The sequence below is a fragment of the Sediminibacterium sp. FW305-C-49 genome (assembly GCF_058231085.1).
In genome coordinates, this window is sequence record NZ_JBIQXS010000002.1 from 40,774 (window position 1) to 57,995 (window position 17,222).

General features: G+C 42.5%; 14 protein-coding genes. 8 read left to right on the plus strand and 6 right to left on the minus strand.

The window, feature by feature from the left end:
* Window positions 1-76 precede the first annotated feature (76 nt).
* The 4 genes from ACH3Z1_RS07515 (at window position 77) to ACH3Z1_RS07530 (ending at window position 3,704) form a co-directional block, all read left to right on the plus strand.
* Entirely contained in the window at window positions 77-457 is a 381-nt protein-coding gene (locus ACH3Z1_RS07515) for a DUF4783 domain-containing protein (RefSeq protein ID WP_490821269.1), read from the plus strand.
* A gap of 82 nt (window positions 458-539) precedes the next feature.
* Window positions 540-1,403, plus strand: a complete 864-nt coding sequence (gene nadC / locus ACH3Z1_RS07520; protein WP_490821270.1) for a carboxylating nicotinate-nucleotide diphosphorylase — start codon at window positions 540-542, stop codon at window positions 1,401-1,403.
* Window positions 1,404-1,477: 74 nt separating this feature from the next.
* Window positions 1,478-3,367: an ATP-binding protein gene (locus ACH3Z1_RS07525; RefSeq protein ID WP_490821271.1), complete on the plus strand. Its 1,890-nt coding sequence runs from the start codon at window positions 1,478-1,480 to the stop codon at window positions 3,365-3,367.
* A complete protein-coding gene (locus ACH3Z1_RS07530; protein ID WP_490821272.1) occupies window positions 3,360-3,704 on the plus strand; it encodes a translation initiation factor in 345 nt (114 codons plus the stop codon). The genes ACH3Z1_RS07525 and ACH3Z1_RS07530 overlap by 8 nt, the downstream gene beginning before the upstream one ends.
* An 88-nt stretch (window positions 3,705-3,792) precedes the next feature.
* On the opposite strand, the gene ACH3Z1_RS07535 is transcribed toward ACH3Z1_RS07530, so the two are convergent.
* The 6 genes from ACH3Z1_RS07535 to dnaB form a co-directional block, all read right to left on the minus strand.
* On the minus strand, window positions 3,793-4,242 hold the full coding sequence (locus ACH3Z1_RS07535; protein WP_490821273.1) for a (4Fe-4S)-binding protein: 450 nt from the start codon (window positions 4,240-4,242) through the stop codon (window positions 3,793-3,795).
* A gap of 144 nt (window positions 4,243-4,386) precedes the next feature.
* Window positions 4,387-6,189 carry a DNA polymerase III subunit gamma/tau gene (locus tag ACH3Z1_RS07540; protein ID WP_490821274.1) on the minus strand — a complete coding sequence of 601 codons (1,803 nt, stop codon included), beginning with the start codon at window positions 6,187-6,189 and terminating at the stop codon, window positions 4,387-4,389.
* Window positions 6,190-6,358: 169 nt separating this feature from the next.
* Window positions 6,359-7,531: a hypothetical protein gene (locus ACH3Z1_RS07545; protein WP_490821275.1), complete on the minus strand. Its 1,173-nt coding sequence runs from the start codon at window positions 7,529-7,531 to the stop codon at window positions 6,359-6,361.
* Between the two features lie 152 nt (window positions 7,532-7,683).
* Window positions 7,684-9,273 carry a L,D-transpeptidase family protein gene (locus tag ACH3Z1_RS07550; RefSeq protein WP_490821276.1) on the minus strand — a complete coding sequence of 530 codons (1,590 nt, stop codon included), beginning with the start codon at window positions 9,271-9,273 and terminating at the stop codon, window positions 7,684-7,686.
* Between the two features lie 99 nt (window positions 9,274-9,372).
* Complete coding sequence (locus ACH3Z1_RS07555; RefSeq protein WP_490821277.1) at window positions 9,373-10,074, minus strand: RsmE family RNA methyltransferase; 702 nt, start codon at window positions 10,072-10,074, stop codon at window positions 9,373-9,375.
* Window positions 10,075-10,147: 73 nt separating this feature from the next.
* Entirely contained in the window at window positions 10,148-11,734 is a 1,587-nt protein-coding gene (gene dnaB / locus ACH3Z1_RS07560; protein ID WP_490821278.1) for a replicative DNA helicase, read from the minus strand.
* 494 nt (window positions 11,735-12,228) lie between these two features.
* On the opposite strand from dnaB, the gene pheT reads away from it, so the two are divergent.
* From pheT to rny, 4 genes are all read left to right on the plus strand, one after another.
* Window positions 12,229-14,646 (plus strand): phenylalanine--tRNA ligase subunit beta, encoded by a 2,418-nt coding sequence (gene pheT / locus ACH3Z1_RS07565; RefSeq protein ID WP_490821279.1) that lies wholly within the window; start codon window positions 12,229-12,231, stop codon window positions 14,644-14,646.
* Window positions 14,647-14,827: 181 nt separating this feature from the next.
* The gene (locus tag ACH3Z1_RS07570; protein ID WP_490821280.1) at window positions 14,828-15,115 is read left to right on the plus strand and encodes a hypothetical protein; all 288 of its coding nucleotides are present in this window, start codon (window positions 14,828-14,830) and stop codon (window positions 15,113-15,115) included.
* Between the two features lie 4 nt (window positions 15,116-15,119).
* Entirely contained in the window at window positions 15,120-15,422 is a 303-nt protein-coding gene (locus tag ACH3Z1_RS07575; RefSeq protein ID WP_490821281.1) for a cell division protein ZapA, read from the plus strand.
* A 209-nt stretch (window positions 15,423-15,631) separates the two neighbouring features.
* Window positions 15,632-17,188: a ribonuclease Y gene (rny, locus tag ACH3Z1_RS07580; protein ID WP_490821282.1), complete on the plus strand. Its 1,557-nt coding sequence runs from the start codon at window positions 15,632-15,634 to the stop codon at window positions 17,186-17,188.
* The last annotated feature ends 34 nt before the right edge of the window (window positions 17,189-17,222 follow it).

Sequence of the window (17,222 nt, forward strand, 5' to 3'; positions counted from 1 at the left end):
CTTTATGCTGATACCGGATAATCCCAAAGTTGGCATGTTTTTGGCACATATAAAGGAAGAAAGCAAAATAAAGTATATGAAATCATTTTTTTTAACCATCGGATTGGCATTGACCCTGATGTCGTTTACGTTACAGGGACCTACAGATGCGATCGTGCGTTCGCTGAAATCGGCGAGTGCAGAGCAGGTGGCATCACATTTTGATGATTTTGTAGATATGAAATTGCTGGAAAAAGACGAAGTAAAAAATATGGGTAAAAACCAGGCTACCATTGCATTGAAAAATTTCTTTGGAGATAAAGGCATCAAAGGGTTTGAGAAAATTTCAGAACGTGAAATCGGCAGCACCATGTATATGACAGGTAAACTCCTGAACAACGATAAAGGTTATAATATTACCGTGATGCTGAAACAGAAAGGCGGTCAATACCAGATCGTAACCGTCCGCATCAACTAACCCCGGTCTATCCTGGCCTTGTTTCTTGCCCCTTGAATCTTGTTTCTTGTATTCTTGTGTCTTCTTCCATTAGTTTTGTACCATGCATACATTCGATCAGCAATTACAACTATTGGTTCAATCGGCTTTACAGGAAGATATAGGTGATGGTGATCATTCTACACTGAGTTGTATTCCGCCCGGTAAAAAAGGGAAAGCCGTTCTGAAAATAAAACAGGATGGTATTTTGGCCGGATTGGCAGTTGCGGAAAAAATATTTCGCATGCAGGGCCCTGGTGCTGTTTTTCAATCTTTCAAACAGGATGGCGATGCCATGCAGGTGGGAGAAAAAGCATTTGAAGTAACCACATCTATCCATACCATACTTTCCTGTGAGCGTCTTGTACTCAATTGTATGCAACGAATGAGTGGTATAGCCACACTCACCAAACAATATACGGATCTGCTGAAAGGTTATCATACGCGCTTACTGGATACCCGTAAAACAACACCCAATTTCAGGTTGCTGGAAAAAGAAGCGGTGAGGATTGGCGGTGGTATCAATCATCGGTTTGGTTTATATGATATGATTATGCTGAAAGACAATCATATTGATTATGCAGGCGGAATATCGCAATCGATTGCGAAAGCGTATGATTACCTGCAAACGAACAGCTTATCATTAAAAATAGAAGTAGAAACACGTTCGCTGGAAGATGTAGAAACCGTTTGTGCTATTGGGCATGGAAAAGTATTTCGCATTATGCTCGATAATTTTTCACCTGCACAAGTTGCCGAAGCGGTGAAGCTGATTGACGGTCGATTTGAGACTGAAGCCAGTGGAGGTATTAACCTGCATACCATTCAATCTTATGCGGCAACAGGGGTTGATTTTGTTAGTGTGGGCGGACTAATTCACCAGGCGCAAAGTCTTGACCTGAGTCTGAAAGCTGTGTTGACAGATTAGTCTGTAATTATTGTTTTTATTACCCCTTTCCTTTATCTTGCTAACAACGCTGTAGCCCCCGCGTATTTGTTGGTATGAGAAAATTTATGCTTTTCGGTTGCTTCTTTTTGTTCATATATTCATCTATTGCACAAACAGCAAAAGCAGATTCATTGATTCGTTCGCTGGCATCAATGACAAAAGACACCCAGTATGTTCGCTTTCTCAACCTGATAGCAGAAGAATTATCTGATAAAAATGCTGACCGCTCACTCGAATTTGCTAAACAGGGTTTGGATCTTTCAATACAACTGAAGTTTACAAAGGGCAAAGGCATTTCATTGAATAATATTGGATGGGCCTATTACCGAAAAGGCGATTATTCAAAAGGATTTGATTATGCTTTACAGGCATTGCGTATCAATGATTCAATTGTTAATCTTCCGCAACTGGCTATATCATACCGGAATGTTGGGGCCATTTATAATTCACAGGCCAAATACAGAGAATCGATGGATTATTTCAGGAAGGAGATGCGCATTCATGAACAATTGAATGATCAGCATGGTATTGGCCGTAGCCTGAACAATATTGCTTTCTCTGCACACCGGGGTAAGTTGAGAGATTCTGCCCTTATTTATTGTCAGGCAGCCCTTGAACACAATGCAAAATTGGGTGATAAGTATAAGATGGCTTTTGGCCTGCGCACACTGGGTGATATTTATATGGAAGATGGTGCCATCAACAAAGCCATTGATTATTTCTCTGCTTCCGTTGCCGAAGCACGTTTGGCAAAAAGTAATTTTATTATTGAGACAGCTTTATATCGGTTAGGTAAAGCTTACCAGGAAAAAAAAGAATGGGAAACCTCGATCACCTATTTTGAAGAAGCTGTAAAAGTAGCGGAAGAACTGGGGGCGAAAGGAGAACAATCAACCATCTATAAATTATTATCCCAATCTTATATAGCACTTGGCGACTATAAAAATGCCTATCGAACACAGTCTGCGCATGTTACACTGAACGATACATTATTTGAAGAGCGAAGCCGGGCTCGCTTTGCCCAAATGCAGGTAGCTTTTGAAACAGAAAAGAAACAGGCAGAAATTAACCTGCTCAAAAAAGAAGATGAAAGCCAGAAAGAAAAAATAAGAGACCAGCGGGTATTTACTTTTCTGCTGTTGATTGTGGTGGGTCTGGTGATGGCACTCTGGCTGGTATCATGGAGAAGAAACGAGTTTAAACAATTGGTAAATAAACAACTTCGGGAGCAAAAAGAAGCACTTGAACAGGCATCGTTTCAAAAAGATAAAATATTTTCTATTCTGTCGCACGATCTTCGTATTCCGATTGCATCATTAAGTAGTGTATTACAATTGGTGGAAAAACAAAGTTTATCTGAAGAAGCATTTGCCAAGATCAGGCTGGCATTGAATAAACAAATCGGTTCGCTGAATACAACACTTGATAACCTGTTGTTATGGTCGAGGAACCAGATGGGTGGTGTGACTGATGTAAGACCAACAAAAGCACAGGTGTATGATATCATAGAAAATAACCGGCATCTTTTAATGGGTGCAGCCAACCAGAAAAAAATAGCCATTCATAATGAACTGCCTCTAACAGCAACAGTATATGCCGATGTTCATCATATGGATATTGTGATGCGTAACCTTTTACTGAATGCGTTGAAATTTACAGACGAGGGGGGTGAAGTAACTATACAATACACTGAAACTGCAGACACGGCTACCATTGCAGTTGCCGATACCGGTGTAGGAATGACGGAAGAACAATTGGGAAAACTGTTTAAAATCAATACCCATTTTACAACAACAGGTACCAGGAATGAGAAGGGGGCCGGACTTGGTTTGCTCCTCTGTAAAGAATTTGTGGAAGCCAATCATGGTACACTATCTGTAACCAGTGAGCCGGGAAATGGATCGGTGTTTTCCGTTACTTTGCCAAAAGAACAACATGGCTAAGAAAAATACCTCCGATAAAAATGGCTTTATTTTCAGCACCGACCCCAACTTCAGGTTTGAGCCGGAGGAAAACGAAATAACCGATACACTGGCACCTGCACAACAACCACTTCGCATTTTACTCGATAAAAAACAACGCGCCGGGAAAGCCGTTACACTTGTAACCGGTTTTGTGGGAAAGGAAGCTGACCTAGAAACCTTAGGCAAACAGCTCAAAAATTTCTGTGGTACCGGTGGCTCCGTTAAAGACGGCGAAGCCATCATCCAGGGCGATCAACGCGATAAAGTGCTGCAATGGCTGTTGAAGAATGGATATGCGAAAAGCAGGAAGGGGTAGGGAACAGAGGAATAAGAAATAGGAAATAAGAAATAAGAAAGGGGAAATCCTCCTTACTTTCTTATTTCTTATTTCCTATTTCATATTCTTATCTCTCCGTTTCAAACCCCACTTTCCTATGCGTTCCATCACAATACGGCTTGTTGGCCGATTGTCCGCAGCGGCAGAGGGCGGTAGTACCTTGTTTGGTTTCCTGGCTGCCATCGCCATGTGTAATCACACAATCGGTGGTAATCAATATGGGGCCATTCTTTTTGATCTCAATATTCAGGATACTGGCAGCTTCAGATTGGATGTCTTTTTGTACGGTTTGCTCTCCTTCGGCATTCAAATAATAACTCAATGCACCACTCGGACATTTTCTAACCTGTGCAATAATGGCTTCGGTGGATGCAGCTTCCATATTGACCCATGGTTTTTTAGCCGGGTCAAATACTTCTCTTAATTGTGTCCAGCAAATACGGCTATGAATACAGGTATCTGGTTTCCATACTACCGTTACTTCATTGTTTGTGTATTTGAATGTGGATTTAGGCATAAGGCAGGAGAATGATTTGATTAGTAAGTTACGAAGAAGGGGAATTCAAAATTTGGAAATTTGGAACAGATTCCGAAGTTAAGTAAGGTAGTATATATGCTTTGTTTGAAAGGCTTACAGGAGATTTTTTTAATTTTGAATTAATCAATAGTCAATCTCCAGTTTCAAGCGGTCTCTTAATTCTTTCACCAGCGGATACTGTTCTGCAATTCGTTCGAATTTTTGTTTACTGTTGAGTCGCATATGTACCGGTACTTCTTCTCTTTCGGTTGCTTCTACAAGGATATTAAAAACGATGGCCCTGTTATTGAAGGCGGTCTGTATATAATCGATCAGCATCATTCTTTCCTGCTCCACGAATTTCTGTGCGGTTAAAGCGGGAACAGTTACGGTAAAATGAATATCATCTTCTACCTGTAACAAAGCCATTTTAAAAGTGCCGGCCGATGAATGTTTCTGTTGCTGCTCCAGCTTTACGGCATATTCATTCCAGCACTGGGTCAGTTTTTCGATATTCAGTACTTCTGCTTCTTTTACTTCTTCAATGGCATACTGGTCGCCTACTTTTTCGCGTAATGCGTCAAGTAAACTTTTCTTTGGTCCGCTGGCTGTTGAGGGGAGAACAGGTTTGACCGTAGCGGCAGTGGCTGTTGGTGCTGGTTTCGGTGTTGTGGTAGTTGAAGCGGCAGCAACTGGTGCAGTATTCTTTTCTTCAATATATAATTTAGGCGATGCTGTTTCAGGAGCAGCTTTTACCTGGATGGAAGGAATAGCCCTGGTGCGAAAAGCTACCGGACCGTCAACTCGTTTTTTTTTTACAACCTGGCCATTGTCCATGGAAAGTTCGATAGCCTGTTGAAGGAAATTGAGTTTGATGATGGTCAGTTCTACATGTAAACGTTTGTTGCGTGCCATTTTGAACTGTATTTCAGCTTCGTTCAAAATGTTAAGCGCACTTACCAGGTACGACATACCTATGGATCCCGCAACCTGTATATATTTTTCCTGTAATCCTTCCACTACATCCAGTAATGCGGCAGATTTTGGGTCCTTACATACCAGCAGGTTGCGGATGAATTCTGCAAAACCATTTAATACCATATCGCCCTCAAAACCTTTCCGGTTGATTTCGTCAAACAGTAACATGGCCGATGCCATATCCTGCTGCTGTAATGAAGACAATAGCCTGAAATAATAATCCTCATCGAGGATGTTCAGGTGTTCGAGTGTATTTTGATAGGTAACAGTGCCGTTGGTAAAACTTACAATCTTATCGAGTATGCTCAATGAATCGCGCATACATCCTTCACTCTTTTGCGCAATCACCTGAAGTGCAGCTTTCTCAGCTTGTATGGCTTCTTTCACTACAATTTCCTGCAGGTGTTCTACCGTATCGTTATTGGTGATGCGTTTGAAATCAAAAATCTGGCATCGGCTCAGGATGGTAGGCAGTATTTTATGTTTTTCTGTAGTAGCTAAAATAAAAATAGCATAGGAGGGCGGTTCTTCCAGTGTTTTCAGAAAAGCATTAAAGGCACTGGTACTAAGCATGTGTACCTCATCTACAATATATACTTTGTATTTACCCGCCTGTGGTGCAAAACGTACCTGCTCCACCAGTGAACGGATATCTTCAACAGAGTTATTACTCGCCGCATCCAGCTCATGTATATTGAGCGAAGTACCGCTTTCAAAAGACACACAACTGTTACAGGTATTGCATGCTTCGCCTTCGGGGGTAGGATTGGTACAGTTGATTGTTTTGGCCAGGATACGGGCACAGGTTGTTTTACCCACCCCCCTCGGACCACAAAACAAAAATGCATGTGCCAGCTGGTTGTTTTTGATGGCATTTTTGAGTGTGGTAGTGATATGAGACTGCCCCACCACCGTATTAAAATTCTGTGGTCTGTACTTACGTGCCGAAACAATGAATTTATTATCCATATCAGTGGTGCAATATAAGGAGAAGCTTTTAGCTTCTAGCTACTGGCTGCTAGCTTCTAGGGGAATGTGTAAAAATATGGCTACTGGCTGCTAGCTTCTAGCCGCTAGCTTTTATTGGAATAAGTAAAAAACTTCTATAGCTAGCAGCTAGAAGCTAGTAGCTATAAGCTTATTTATACTCCATTTCCGGATGCCTTTCAAACGCTTTGCTTCTGTCGAATAGGTAGCGGAAAGTAATCATTCGACGACTTTGCACGCCGCCCAGACTTTTGTAGATATTCAGCATTTTGGGGTTCCAGTCGCCAGCCCAGCCCATTTCGTATTCATAATACCATCCACGGTTCTGGATCAGCAAGGCACATTCATTGATCATAAAACTATCAATACCCAAAGCCTGGTATTTTGGTACCACACCAAATGCCAACCCGGTCAGCCGTTTACAGGCACCTGTTTTTTTCATCCATAATAAATGCAGTTTCTGCCAGAGACCAAATTTGCCATTAAAATGTTTGAAGTACTGGTTGATATCTGGAATATTGATGAACATGGCAATCGGCTCTTCCTTATAATAAGCAAACCATACCACTCTTTCATCCATAATAGGTTTCATCGTGTTGAACAGTTTAACCACCTGTTCTTTGGTAATCTCTTTGTTCTCTCCATGTTGTGCCCATGCAGCATTGTAAACCGTGGCAAAATCGCCTGCATATTTTTCCAGTTCCGATAATTTGGCATGTCTTGCTTCATAACCGGGTTTGGCTTTGAACTTGGCATGTCGTTCCGCAAAACGTGGCGGCAGCGGATCATCCACTTTCATGGAATAATAGAACTGGTTATAATAATTCTGAAAACCATAGTTCACAAAAAGCTGTTCGTAATAGTCGGGATTGAATGACATGCCATACATGGGTTCTTTATCAAATCCTTCCACCATCAGTCCCCACCATTTATCGCGGTCGCCATAGTTGATGGGGCCATCCATGGCTTCCATTCCCTGTTCGGCGAGCCATTCTTTGGCAGTGTCGAATAAGAGGTTGGCAGTGGCCTGGTCGTTGATGCAATCAAAAAAGCCAATACCGCCGGTGGCAAAATCTGTTCCCTTGTTGATGTATTTGCTGCTGGTAAATGCAGCGATGCGGCCCACCGTTTCTCCTTCATCTGTTTCTACAATCCAGCGTTTGGCAGTACCATATTTAAACTGTTTGTTTTTTTCCGGGTTGAATACATCATTCACCTCATTGTCTAATGGACGTATATAAGCAGGATTGTGACGGTTGAGTGCCGCACTTACTTCCAAAAATGATTTTATCGTGGCGCTGTCAGAAACCTCAATCAAATGCATGGGCTAACTGTTTGTACAAATGTATGAAAGTCCGGGAGTTCAGGAGACCGGAAGACCGAAAGTCGGAAAGTCCGAAAGACTGGAAGAGCGTTATGAGTATTTAGGTTCTTCTTCCGGACTTTCCGACTTTCGGACATCGGACTTGCTAACTCCTATCTAAACAACTTCATTGCCATCTTTTCATCATGTTTATAAATATCTTTTCTGAAATTGAGTTGTCCGTCTTTATCAACCCATGCAGTGAAGTAAACGATGAAAACAGGTACGGATTTTTTCAGGGGTACCCATTTTTCCTTTTTGAGATGCATGGCACTGTCTATTTTTTCAGTGGTCCAGCTACTGTCCATCCTTAAAAGATATTGAGCCAGCTTTTTGGGTTCGCCAACACGGATACAGCCATGACTAAAACTTCTGCTGCTTTGTGAAAACAGGTTTCTGTTAGGGGTGTCGTGAAAATAAATATTGTAATTATTGGGGAATAGAAATTTTACAAGTCCGAGTGAATTGGCAGGCCCCGGATTTTGCCTGATAACAGGCACACTGGCTTCTTTCACAATTTCCATATTGTGTTTGGCCAGGTAATTCGAATTCTTTTTAATGCCGGGTAATATTTCACCACGAACAATGCTTTCCGGAACGTTCCAGTATGGACTGAACACAATGTATTGTAATCGGTCGTTGAAAATAACGGTACTATTGGCAGCCGTACCAACGATGACATTAACATTAAACTGAAGTCTGCCGCTATCGTACACATGCATCATGAATTCGGGGATATTTACCAGGATGTAGTTGGTATCTTTTTCAGGTGGCATCCAGCGAAGTCGTTCGAGGTTAATGAGTATCTGTCGCAGCCTTTGTTTCATAGGCACGTTTAGTTCTGCAATCATTTTATTCCCAATAACACCATCTTCAGTGAGACCCATTCTGCGCTGGTATTGTTTGGTGGCAATTACAAGGCTTGTATCAAAAATCGGAGATCCATCATTTTCCGGGAGATCACCCAGTAACTGTAAGTGTTTTTTTATCACTGTAACTATTTCTGAGGAATCTCCTTTTCGCAATGATTTTTTTAGAGAAGGAATAGAGTCGAAGCCATTTTCTTTACTGAGCCGGCTATAGGTTTGTACAAATTGTTGTAACCTTTTGTACTGGCTGTTTTGCGGTGCATAAGCATCTGCTGATTTATGCAAAAGCGTTGAATCGAGCAGGGCATGCAGGTCTATTTTTTTTCGTGGGATAAACCAGCCAAGTTCTGCGGCATCAATATCACTGCCTTTGTATACTTTGGCAGCATATTGAAAAAACTGACCGGTTAATAAAAGCTCTGTTTCAAGTAGCCGGGTGTTAGCTATTTTTTTCTTTGCATCATTTTGCTGCAAACTTTGTAATAAAGAATCGAGTAGGGGATTGTAAATACTGCTGTCAGAAAAACTGCTGATATAGTTTTGCTGAAGGTTGTTGAAGTTGAGTGCCTGTTCTGCTAAGCCAGCAGAATCGAACCAGGCATAAGCATAGTTTCGGTCTTTATAAAAATCGTTGAACTGTTCGGTGAAGCTTTTGTACTCCGGATGACTGCCTAAAAAATCAGACAGTTTGGAACTGTCCATGAAAAGATTATTGAAGGAGGTTGTTCTGGTAATGCTGGTGTCGCGGATAACAGGTTTTCTGCTTTTACCATTTTTGCAGGAATAACATAATAGTGCTAGAAATATAGAAGAAATGATCAGTGCTTTGCTCATATGATGAATATACGAAAGAGATGTGATAAATGTAATGGCCACTGAGGGCACAGAACGACACAGAAATATTCAGTGTTATTCTGTGCCCTCAGTGGCCATTTATTTTATCGAAAGAAGTGTAGCCCCTACAATACCCGCAGTCTCCGTTCTTAACCTGGTATTTCCAAGAGAAACAGGTAAGAAACCTTTGTTCAAAGCCTCCGTAATTTCCTGTGGTGTAAAATCGCCTTCCGGACCAATCAGCAGAACTGCGTTGTTGGCTGTTCTAATACCCGCTAATGATGTCTTCTGGTTTTCCTCGCAATGCGCAATCAGTTTTTGTGTCTGAGTGGCGGTTGCTATATAGGAAGCAAGTTTTGCCGGTTCATGTAAAATTGGTAACCAGCTCTGCTGGCTTTGTAACATGGCAGCTATCAATATCTGCTGCATACGGTCGAAACGAAAACGGGTATGTTCTGTACGTGAACAAATGAGTGGAATGATTTCAGTGATACCAATCTCGGTAGCTTTTTCTAAAAACCATTCAAAGCGGCTGGTATTTTTTAAAAGCGAAATGGCAATACTGATTTGTTTTTCAGGTGCGGGAACAATGGTTTCTTTTTCAAGCACTACTGTACAATGCCTTTTATCTTCCTGGGCAATACTCGCCGTATATAAACTACCTTTTCCATTGGTAAGTTCAAGCAGTTGACCCGATTTCATGCGCAATACCTGGATACAATGTTTACTTGTTTCCTCACTCAACTGAAAATGCGTGGAAGTAAATGCAACAGAGGGTTCAAAGAAATAAGGTAACGACATGGTTATGCAAATACTTTCTTATTACTGATTTCCCTTCGATAAACTCAGGGCAAGCTTATTTCTTATTGCTTATTTAAAAGGGCGCGTCATTGTCTGCGTCAAATCCTTCATCAAAATCGCCGCCATTCATTTTGCTGCCTTTTTGTATAAAGAGTTTGCCGGCATCGCCGCCTGCTGCCGATCCGCCGCTGGTGGGTAAAGTGCCTGGTGCAACAGGTTTCCAGTTGCCGCCGCCAAATCCGCCACCATCTGCTTCCCATTCTTCAAATTTCTGTATCTCCAGTTTGGCGCGCAGTTTTATGGTTTCGAGCGAACCATTACGGTGTTTGGCTATACGGATATGTGTTTCGCCATGCGTGCTTTCGCCCATTTCATTGTTCATTACCTCGTAGTATTCCGGACGATAAATGAACATGACCATATCGGCATCCTGTTCAATGGCACCCGATTCACGAAGGTCACTCAACTGAGGCATCTTGCTTTCCTTACGTGTTTCCACGGCACGACTCAACTGGCTTAGTGCAATGATGGGAATGCCCAGTTCCTTTGCAAGTGCTTTCAGGTTTCGGGAGATATTACTGATTTCCTGTTCACGGTTATTGTTACGGTCGCCACTACCACTCATCAACTGTAAGTAGTCAATAATGATGATGCCTACATTGTGTTTGTTTACCAGTCGGCGGGCTTTTGCACGAAACTCGAAAATATTTAATGCTGCTGTATCATCAATATAGATAGGAGCGGTTTCCAGTTTTTTAATACCCTTGCTGTGTAATTGCTGGTACTCATAATCTTCCAGTTTACCGCGGCTGATCTTTTCCATTTTAATCTCACTCTCTGCACTCAGAATACGCTGTACCAACTGTGCGGCGCTCATCTCCAGTGAGAAGAAACCAACCGGAATGGGTTTGGTAGGATGTAAGGCAGCATTACGTGCCAGGTTTAACGCGAATGCGGTTTTACCTACAGACGGACGTGCCGCCAGGATGATGAGATCGGTTGGCTGCCAGCCGTAGGTAATACGGTCTAATGTGGCAAAACCACTCGGCACACCCGATATATCTTCTGTTTTGGTACGCAGCTCATCAATACGGTTGATGGTTTTGGCGAGTACGTTTCCTATGTCTTCAAAATTCTTTTTGAGGTAGTTGTTGGTAATGTTGAACATTTTCGTTTCGCTGTCGTCGAGCAAATCAAAAACGTCGGTGCTGTCTTCATACGCATCTCCAATAATTTCACCACTGATGCGTATCAGTTCGCGCTGAATAAATTTCTGTAACACAATACGTGCGTGTGCATCAATATTGGCAGTAGATACAACGGAGTTAGTGAGTTTGGTAACATAGTAAGGGCCACCCACTACATCTAATTGTTCGCGCATTTTTAATTCCTCTACCACGGTGAGGATATCGATGGGCATACTTTTTTGTTGTAAGCCCTGCATGGCCCTGAAGATGAGCTGGTGTGCTTCTACATAAAAACATTCCGGTTTTACAATCTCGGTAACCGTATCAAATGCACTCTTCTCCAGCATGATGGCACCCAATACCGCTTCCTCCAGCTCTTTGGCCTGTGGCGGTACTTTGCCATATACCATGGTACTGAGGTCTATTGCGGGTTTTCTTCTTTTTCGGTCTTTATTCAGGCTGGTCAGGTCCATCTTCGTAGCGCTTCTTTTAATTGGTTGTTAGTAAGAAACCTATCCGTATCCTCAGTGGCGGTTCCATGTTACGGAATTGTTACCTCGGCAGTTAGGGGGAGCGAATATGGCGTAGAATTTTTTCATCTTAAAATTTTTCTTTGCCATTTTTCATCCACAGCTATTCACAGTTCCACGCAGGTTATTCACCGCTCTATTCACACAAATTACAAAGCTTATCCCCCAAAATCAAAAGTTTTCCGCCGCTCAGCACAGGTAATGCACAAACCGGTGTGCACAAAGATATTTTCGAAAAAGGGGGTTGGGGAGGAAGAAAAAACGTAACTGGAGAAAGCTGCCAGATGGATCTTTTTTTAAGATTAAATGCCTTCAGAATACAAGCAACATATCGTTAAATAACAGCTCGGAGCTGGTAGCTAGTGGCTGGCAGCCCAAAGCCAGCGGCTTTGCCGCTTATTATCCCTATTTTTACGCCCCGAAAAGAGCAACCGAATATGACCATTAGTTACAATTGGCTGAGTGAATATCTTCCCCGTACCATTGAACCAGAAGCTTTATCCAAAATCCTGACCGCAATTGGTCTGGAAGTAGAGAGCCTGGAAGCCTATGAAAGTATTAAAGGAGGACTGAAAGGATTGGTGATAGGTGAAGTACTTACCTGTGAGCCGCATCCCAATGCAGATAAATTAAAAGTGACGACCGTAAATATCGGCGGGGAAACACCCTTACAGGTGGTTTGTGGCGCGGCGAATGTAGCTGCCGGACAAAAAATAGTGCTGGCAACAGTGGGTACTACTATTTATCCAATTAATGGAGATCCACTGACCATGAAAGTGGCTAAAATTCGCGGGATAGAAAGTCATGGTATGATCTGCGCCGAAGATGAAATTGGCGTAGGCACCAGTCACGACGGTATCATGGTATTACCTGCCGATGCAGTACCCGGGCAACCCGCTGCTGATTTCTTTTCTCCTTATTCAGACTGGATTTATGAAATAGGTCTTACCCCCAACCGTATGGATGCGATGAGTCACCTGGGTGTGGCAAAAGATGTATGCGCCTATCTTACACATCACGAGCAGGAGACAAGACCCGTAACGCCTTTCAGTAATGCATTCTCAGTTGATAATCATAAGTTGCCCATCGCTGTAAAAGTGGAGAATACGGAAGCATGTCCACGTTATGCCGGTGTAAGTATCAGTGGGGTAACAGTGAAAGAATCGCCCGACTGGTTAAAAAATCGGTTGATGGCCATTGGACAGCGTCCCATCAATAATATTGTAGATATCACGAACTATATTTTACATGAAACAGGTCAGCCACTGCATGCTTTTAATGCAGATGCCATTACGGGTAGTGAGGTGATTGTCAAAAACATGGCTGAAGGCAGTTCCTTTATTACACTGGATGAAAAAGAAAGAAAATTATCGTCGGAAGACCTGATGATTTGCAATGCCAGTGAAGGGATGTGTTTGGCGGGTGTTTTTGGTGGTATCAAAAGCGGCGTGAATAGTGCCACAAAAAATATTTTCCTGGAAAGTGCCTGGTTTCATCCGGTATCTATCCGTAAAACTTCATTGCGTCATGGCTTGAGAACAGAAGCTGCAACCAGGTTTGAAAAGGGAGTAGATATTTCTAATTGTGTACAGGTATTGCAAAGAGCTGCATTGCTGATTAAAGAAGTGGCAGGTGGTGTTATTTCGAGTGAAGTAGTAGATGTGTATCCGCAGCCACAGCCTAAAAAAGAAGTAGCAGTAAAATATCACTACATTAAAAAACTGAGTGGTAAAAATTATCACCCCGAAAATGTAAAACGTATTCTCAAAGCACTGGGTTTTGAAATTGTGAAAGAAGACATTGATGAGTTAACAGTAGCAGTACCATACAGCAAACCCGATATCAGCATACCCGCAGATATTGTGGAAGAAATTATCAGGATCGACGGGTTGGATAATATTGATATACCTACTTCTATTACCATTAGTCCGGCAGTAGAACAACTGGGTATGAAGGAAGCGTTAAAAGACAAAATCGCCGGTTATCTTGTGGGACTGGGTTTTGTTGAAATACTCACCAACTCTATCACCAACAGTAAATATTTTTCTGAAGAAGTGTTGGGTGCTACGGTGAAGATGATCAATAACCTGAGTGCAGAACTCGATGTATTAAGACCTTCCATGCTCGAAACAGGTCTGGAAACCATTGCCTATAACCTGAACAGGAAAAACCAAAACCTGCAGTTGTTTGAATTTGGTAAAACCTATGCCACAACAGGTGCGGGTGAATATACAGAAGCAGAACATTTGTGTATTTATCTGACCGGACAGGCTCACGAAGCAGGCTGGAGAGAAAAGCCAGGTGCTTTCGATATTTATTTTGGGAAAGGAATTGCAAAAGCTGTGGTACAATTGGCAGGTATATCATCTGTTCAGTTACAGCCGTCGGAAAATAATGCGAATATTCTAACTCTATTCGCTGGTAAGCAACAGGTGGGAACAGTTACGGAGGTCGACAAAAAAACGGCTGCTGCATTTGATATCAAACAAACAGTTGTCTTTATTGATATTGATTACGCAGCACTTACAAAAGCAGTTCGCAAGCAAAAAATTGTGTACCAGGAAGTAAGCAAGTTTCCTGCCATGCAGCGAGACCTTGCCATGGTAGTAAACAATACCACTACTTATGCGGCTATTGAAAATGTAGTGCAGAAACTGAAACTCTCCCGTTTACAGGATATGCGTTTGTTTGATGTGTTTGAAAGCGATAAACTGGGAGCAGGGAAAAAATCGATGGCCATCAGTTTTACTTTTGTGGATGAAGATAAAACCCTCACCGATAAAGAAGCCGATGCCATGATGAGTAAGCTCATTCAGGGTCTGGAGAAGGAATTAGGGGCGGAGATAAGGAAATAGTCAATAGTCAATGGTCAATGGTCAATGGTCAATGGTCAATGGTCAATGGTCAATGGTCAATTATTTTTTTTGGGGCGTAAGATAGAGAACATATTCACGATTGACCATTCACCATTCACCCCGTGCATAACTCGTGCACTAAAAATGCAGTAACGCTTAAAAATGAAGTTAACTTAGAGAGATGGTAGATCTGGATCTGCACATAAAAGCCGTACAGGATAAGCTTCAGTTGTTGCTGAAGAGTCACCAGGTGCTGACCAGGGAGAACCAGCGATTACAGAAAGAGCTGGAGAAAAGCCAGCAACAGTTACAGCAACGTGATGAATATGTGCATGCGCTTCAGCAACAGGTCGACGCATTAAAACTGGGTACTTCAGCGCATTCTCCGGAAGAAAAACAGTTGCTCGAAAAACGCATCAACGGTTACCTGAAAGAAATTGATAAATGTCTGGCCTTATTAAATACCTGATCTTATGGCAGAATTGATACCTGTTAATATTGTCATTGCCGATCGCAGTTACAGACTGCGTATTGAAGCTGCCGATGAGGAGATGGTCCGTAAAACAGCCAATCTCATCAACGATAAGATTACCGAGTTCCGCAATAACCTGGCTGGTAAGGATATGCAGGACTATGTTGCGATGGTACTGCTTTGGTTTGCCACCGAACAAAATCAAAGTGGTATAGAACTCGTCAAATGGCAGGAAGCCGCCGATAAACTGGGTAACCTTAGCCGTCAGCTTGATAAGGCTATGGAAGGAGTGGGTAGTGAGTAGTCGGTAGTGCGTAAGGGTTAAACACTCACTACTGACTACTCACTACTCACTTTTCCCTATCCCTTACAGACTTTCCTCTTCTTAATTCGCGTTTCTTCTACACATTTAATTATCTTCGCTTCTATCCGTTTACCTATTATGGTAAATTGTGATGTGTAATTGTGAACCAATGATTTTGAATTTTTTAAAAATTGACCAACAAAATGGACATGATTGTCTCAATAATAACAGGAGCCGCAGCATTGATCGTGGGTTTAATAGCAGGTAAATTCATTTTTGCCAAAAACACCCAAAAACAGGTCGACGAAGCCCATTTACAGGCACAAAACATCCTCAAAGAAGCCGAACTCAGGGCCGAAACCCTTAAAAAAGAGAAACAGCTGGAGGCCAAAGAACGTTTTGTTCAACTGAAAGCTGAACATGAACGTGAGGTAAATGACCGTAACCGCAAAATCAGCGAGTCGGAAAACCGCGCCAAGCAGAAGGAAATGGCGATTAACCAGAAAGAAGCGGCTTTAGACAAACAGATCAAAGAAAATGAGGCGATCAAAGAAAACCTCAACCGCCAGATTGAAGTAGTTAACCTGAAGCGTACTGAACTGGAGAAGCACCAGGAAGAACATATACGCCGCCTGGAGAAAATTGCGGGTCTGAGTGCAGACGAAGCCCGTGCCCAATTGATTGAAAGCCTGCGTCAGGAAGCTCAAACAAGAGCGCTTTCCATGCAGCAGGAAATCATTGAAGATGCCAAGCAGAAAGCCAATAAGGAAGCACGTAAGATTGTTATTCAATCCATCCAGCGAACCGCTGCTGAGCAAACCATTGAAAATACGGTAACAGTTTTCAACCTGGAAACAGATGAAATAAAAGGTCAGATCATTGGCCGCGAAGGTCGTAATATCCGTGCCATCGAAGCTGCAACAGGTGTTGACCTGATTGTGGATGATACACCCGAAGCCATCATTCTTTCTTCATTCGATCCGTTGAGAAGAGAAATAGCCCGTCTGAGTTTACAAAGACTGGTAGCAGACGGACGTATTCACCCTGCTCGTATTGAAGAAGTGGTAGAGAAAACCCGTCGCCAGTTAGAAGAACAGGTGATGGAAATAGGTGAGCGTACCGTTATTGAAATGGGTATTCATGGTCTGCACAAAGAACTGATTCGTATTGTTGGTAAAATGCGTTTCCGTTCTTCTTACGGACAAAACCTGTTGATGCACAGCCGCGAAACAGCCAATCTCTGTGGCATCATGGCTGCTGAACTGGGTATGAACCCTAAGCTGGCTAAAAGAGCTGGCTTACTCCACGATATTGGTAAAGTGCCAGATGAAGAAACTGAACTGAGCCACGCTTTGCTGGGGGCTAAACTGGCTGAGAAATATGGTGAGAACCCAGCAGTGGTAAATGCTATTGGTGCCCACCACGATGAAATGGAAATGCAATATGTGATTTCTCCCATTGTTCAGGCTTGTGACGCTATCAGCGGTGCACGTCCGGGCGCACGTAGAGAAATCATGCAACAATATTTACAGCGAATCAAGGATCTCGAGAATCTGGCTTTGGCCTACCAGGGTGTTGAAAAAGCCTATGCCATCCAGGCGGGAAGAGAATTGCGCGTAATTGTAGAAGCAGAAAAAGTAACCGATGGTGAGAGCGATAAACTCAGCTTCGAAATAGCCCAGAAAATTCAAACTGAAATGACCTATCCCGGACAGATTAAAGTAACGGTAATCAGGGAGAAGAGGGCGGTGAATGTAGCCAGGTAGAAAGGAAAGCTACTTGCTATTAGCTGCTAGCTTC

Excerpts from the sequence above, each read along its gene's own strand:
- ACH3Z1_RS07515 (WP_490821269.1), top strand. The coding sequence starts at position 77 with ATGAAATCATTTTTTTTAACCATCGGATTGGCATTGACCCTGATGTCG.
- nadC (WP_490821270.1), top strand. The coding sequence starts at position 540 with ATGCATACATTCGATCAGCAATTACAACTATTGGTTCAATCGGCTTTA.
- ACH3Z1_RS07525 (WP_490821271.1), top strand. The coding sequence starts at position 1,478 with ATGAGAAAATTTATGCTTTTCGGTTGCTTCTTTTTGTTCATATATTCA.
- ACH3Z1_RS07530 (WP_490821272.1), top strand. The coding sequence starts at position 3,360 with ATGGCTAAGAAAAATACCTCCGATAAAAATGGCTTTATTTTCAGCACC.
- ACH3Z1_RS07535 (WP_490821273.1), bottom strand. The coding sequence starts at position 4,242 with ATGCCTAAATCCACATTCAAATACACAAACAATGAAGTAACGGTAGTA.
- ACH3Z1_RS07540 (WP_490821274.1), bottom strand. The coding sequence starts at position 6,189 with ATGGATAATAAATTCATTGTTTCGGCACGTAAGTACAGACCACAGAAT.
- ACH3Z1_RS07545 (WP_490821275.1), bottom strand. The coding sequence starts at position 7,531 with ATGCATTTGATTGAGGTTTCTGACAGCGCCACGATAAAATCATTTTTG.
- ACH3Z1_RS07550 (WP_490821276.1), bottom strand. The coding sequence starts at position 9,273 with ATGAGCAAAGCACTGATCATTTCTTCTATATTTCTAGCACTATTATGT.
- ACH3Z1_RS07555 (WP_490821277.1), bottom strand. The coding sequence starts at position 10,074 with ATGTCGTTACCTTATTTCTTTGAACCCTCTGTTGCATTTACTTCCACG.
- dnaB (WP_490821278.1), bottom strand. The coding sequence starts at position 11,734 with ATGGACCTGACCAGCCTGAATAAAGACCGAAAAAGAAGAAAACCCGCA.
- pheT (WP_490821279.1), top strand. The coding sequence starts at position 12,229 with ATGACCATTAGTTACAATTGGCTGAGTGAATATCTTCCCCGTACCATT.
- ACH3Z1_RS07570 (WP_490821280.1), top strand. The coding sequence starts at position 14,828 with ATGGTAGATCTGGATCTGCACATAAAAGCCGTACAGGATAAGCTTCAG.
- ACH3Z1_RS07575 (WP_490821281.1), top strand. The coding sequence starts at position 15,120 with ATGGCAGAATTGATACCTGTTAATATTGTCATTGCCGATCGCAGTTAC.
- rny (WP_490821282.1), top strand. The coding sequence starts at position 15,632 with ATGATTGTCTCAATAATAACAGGAGCCGCAGCATTGATCGTGGGTTTA.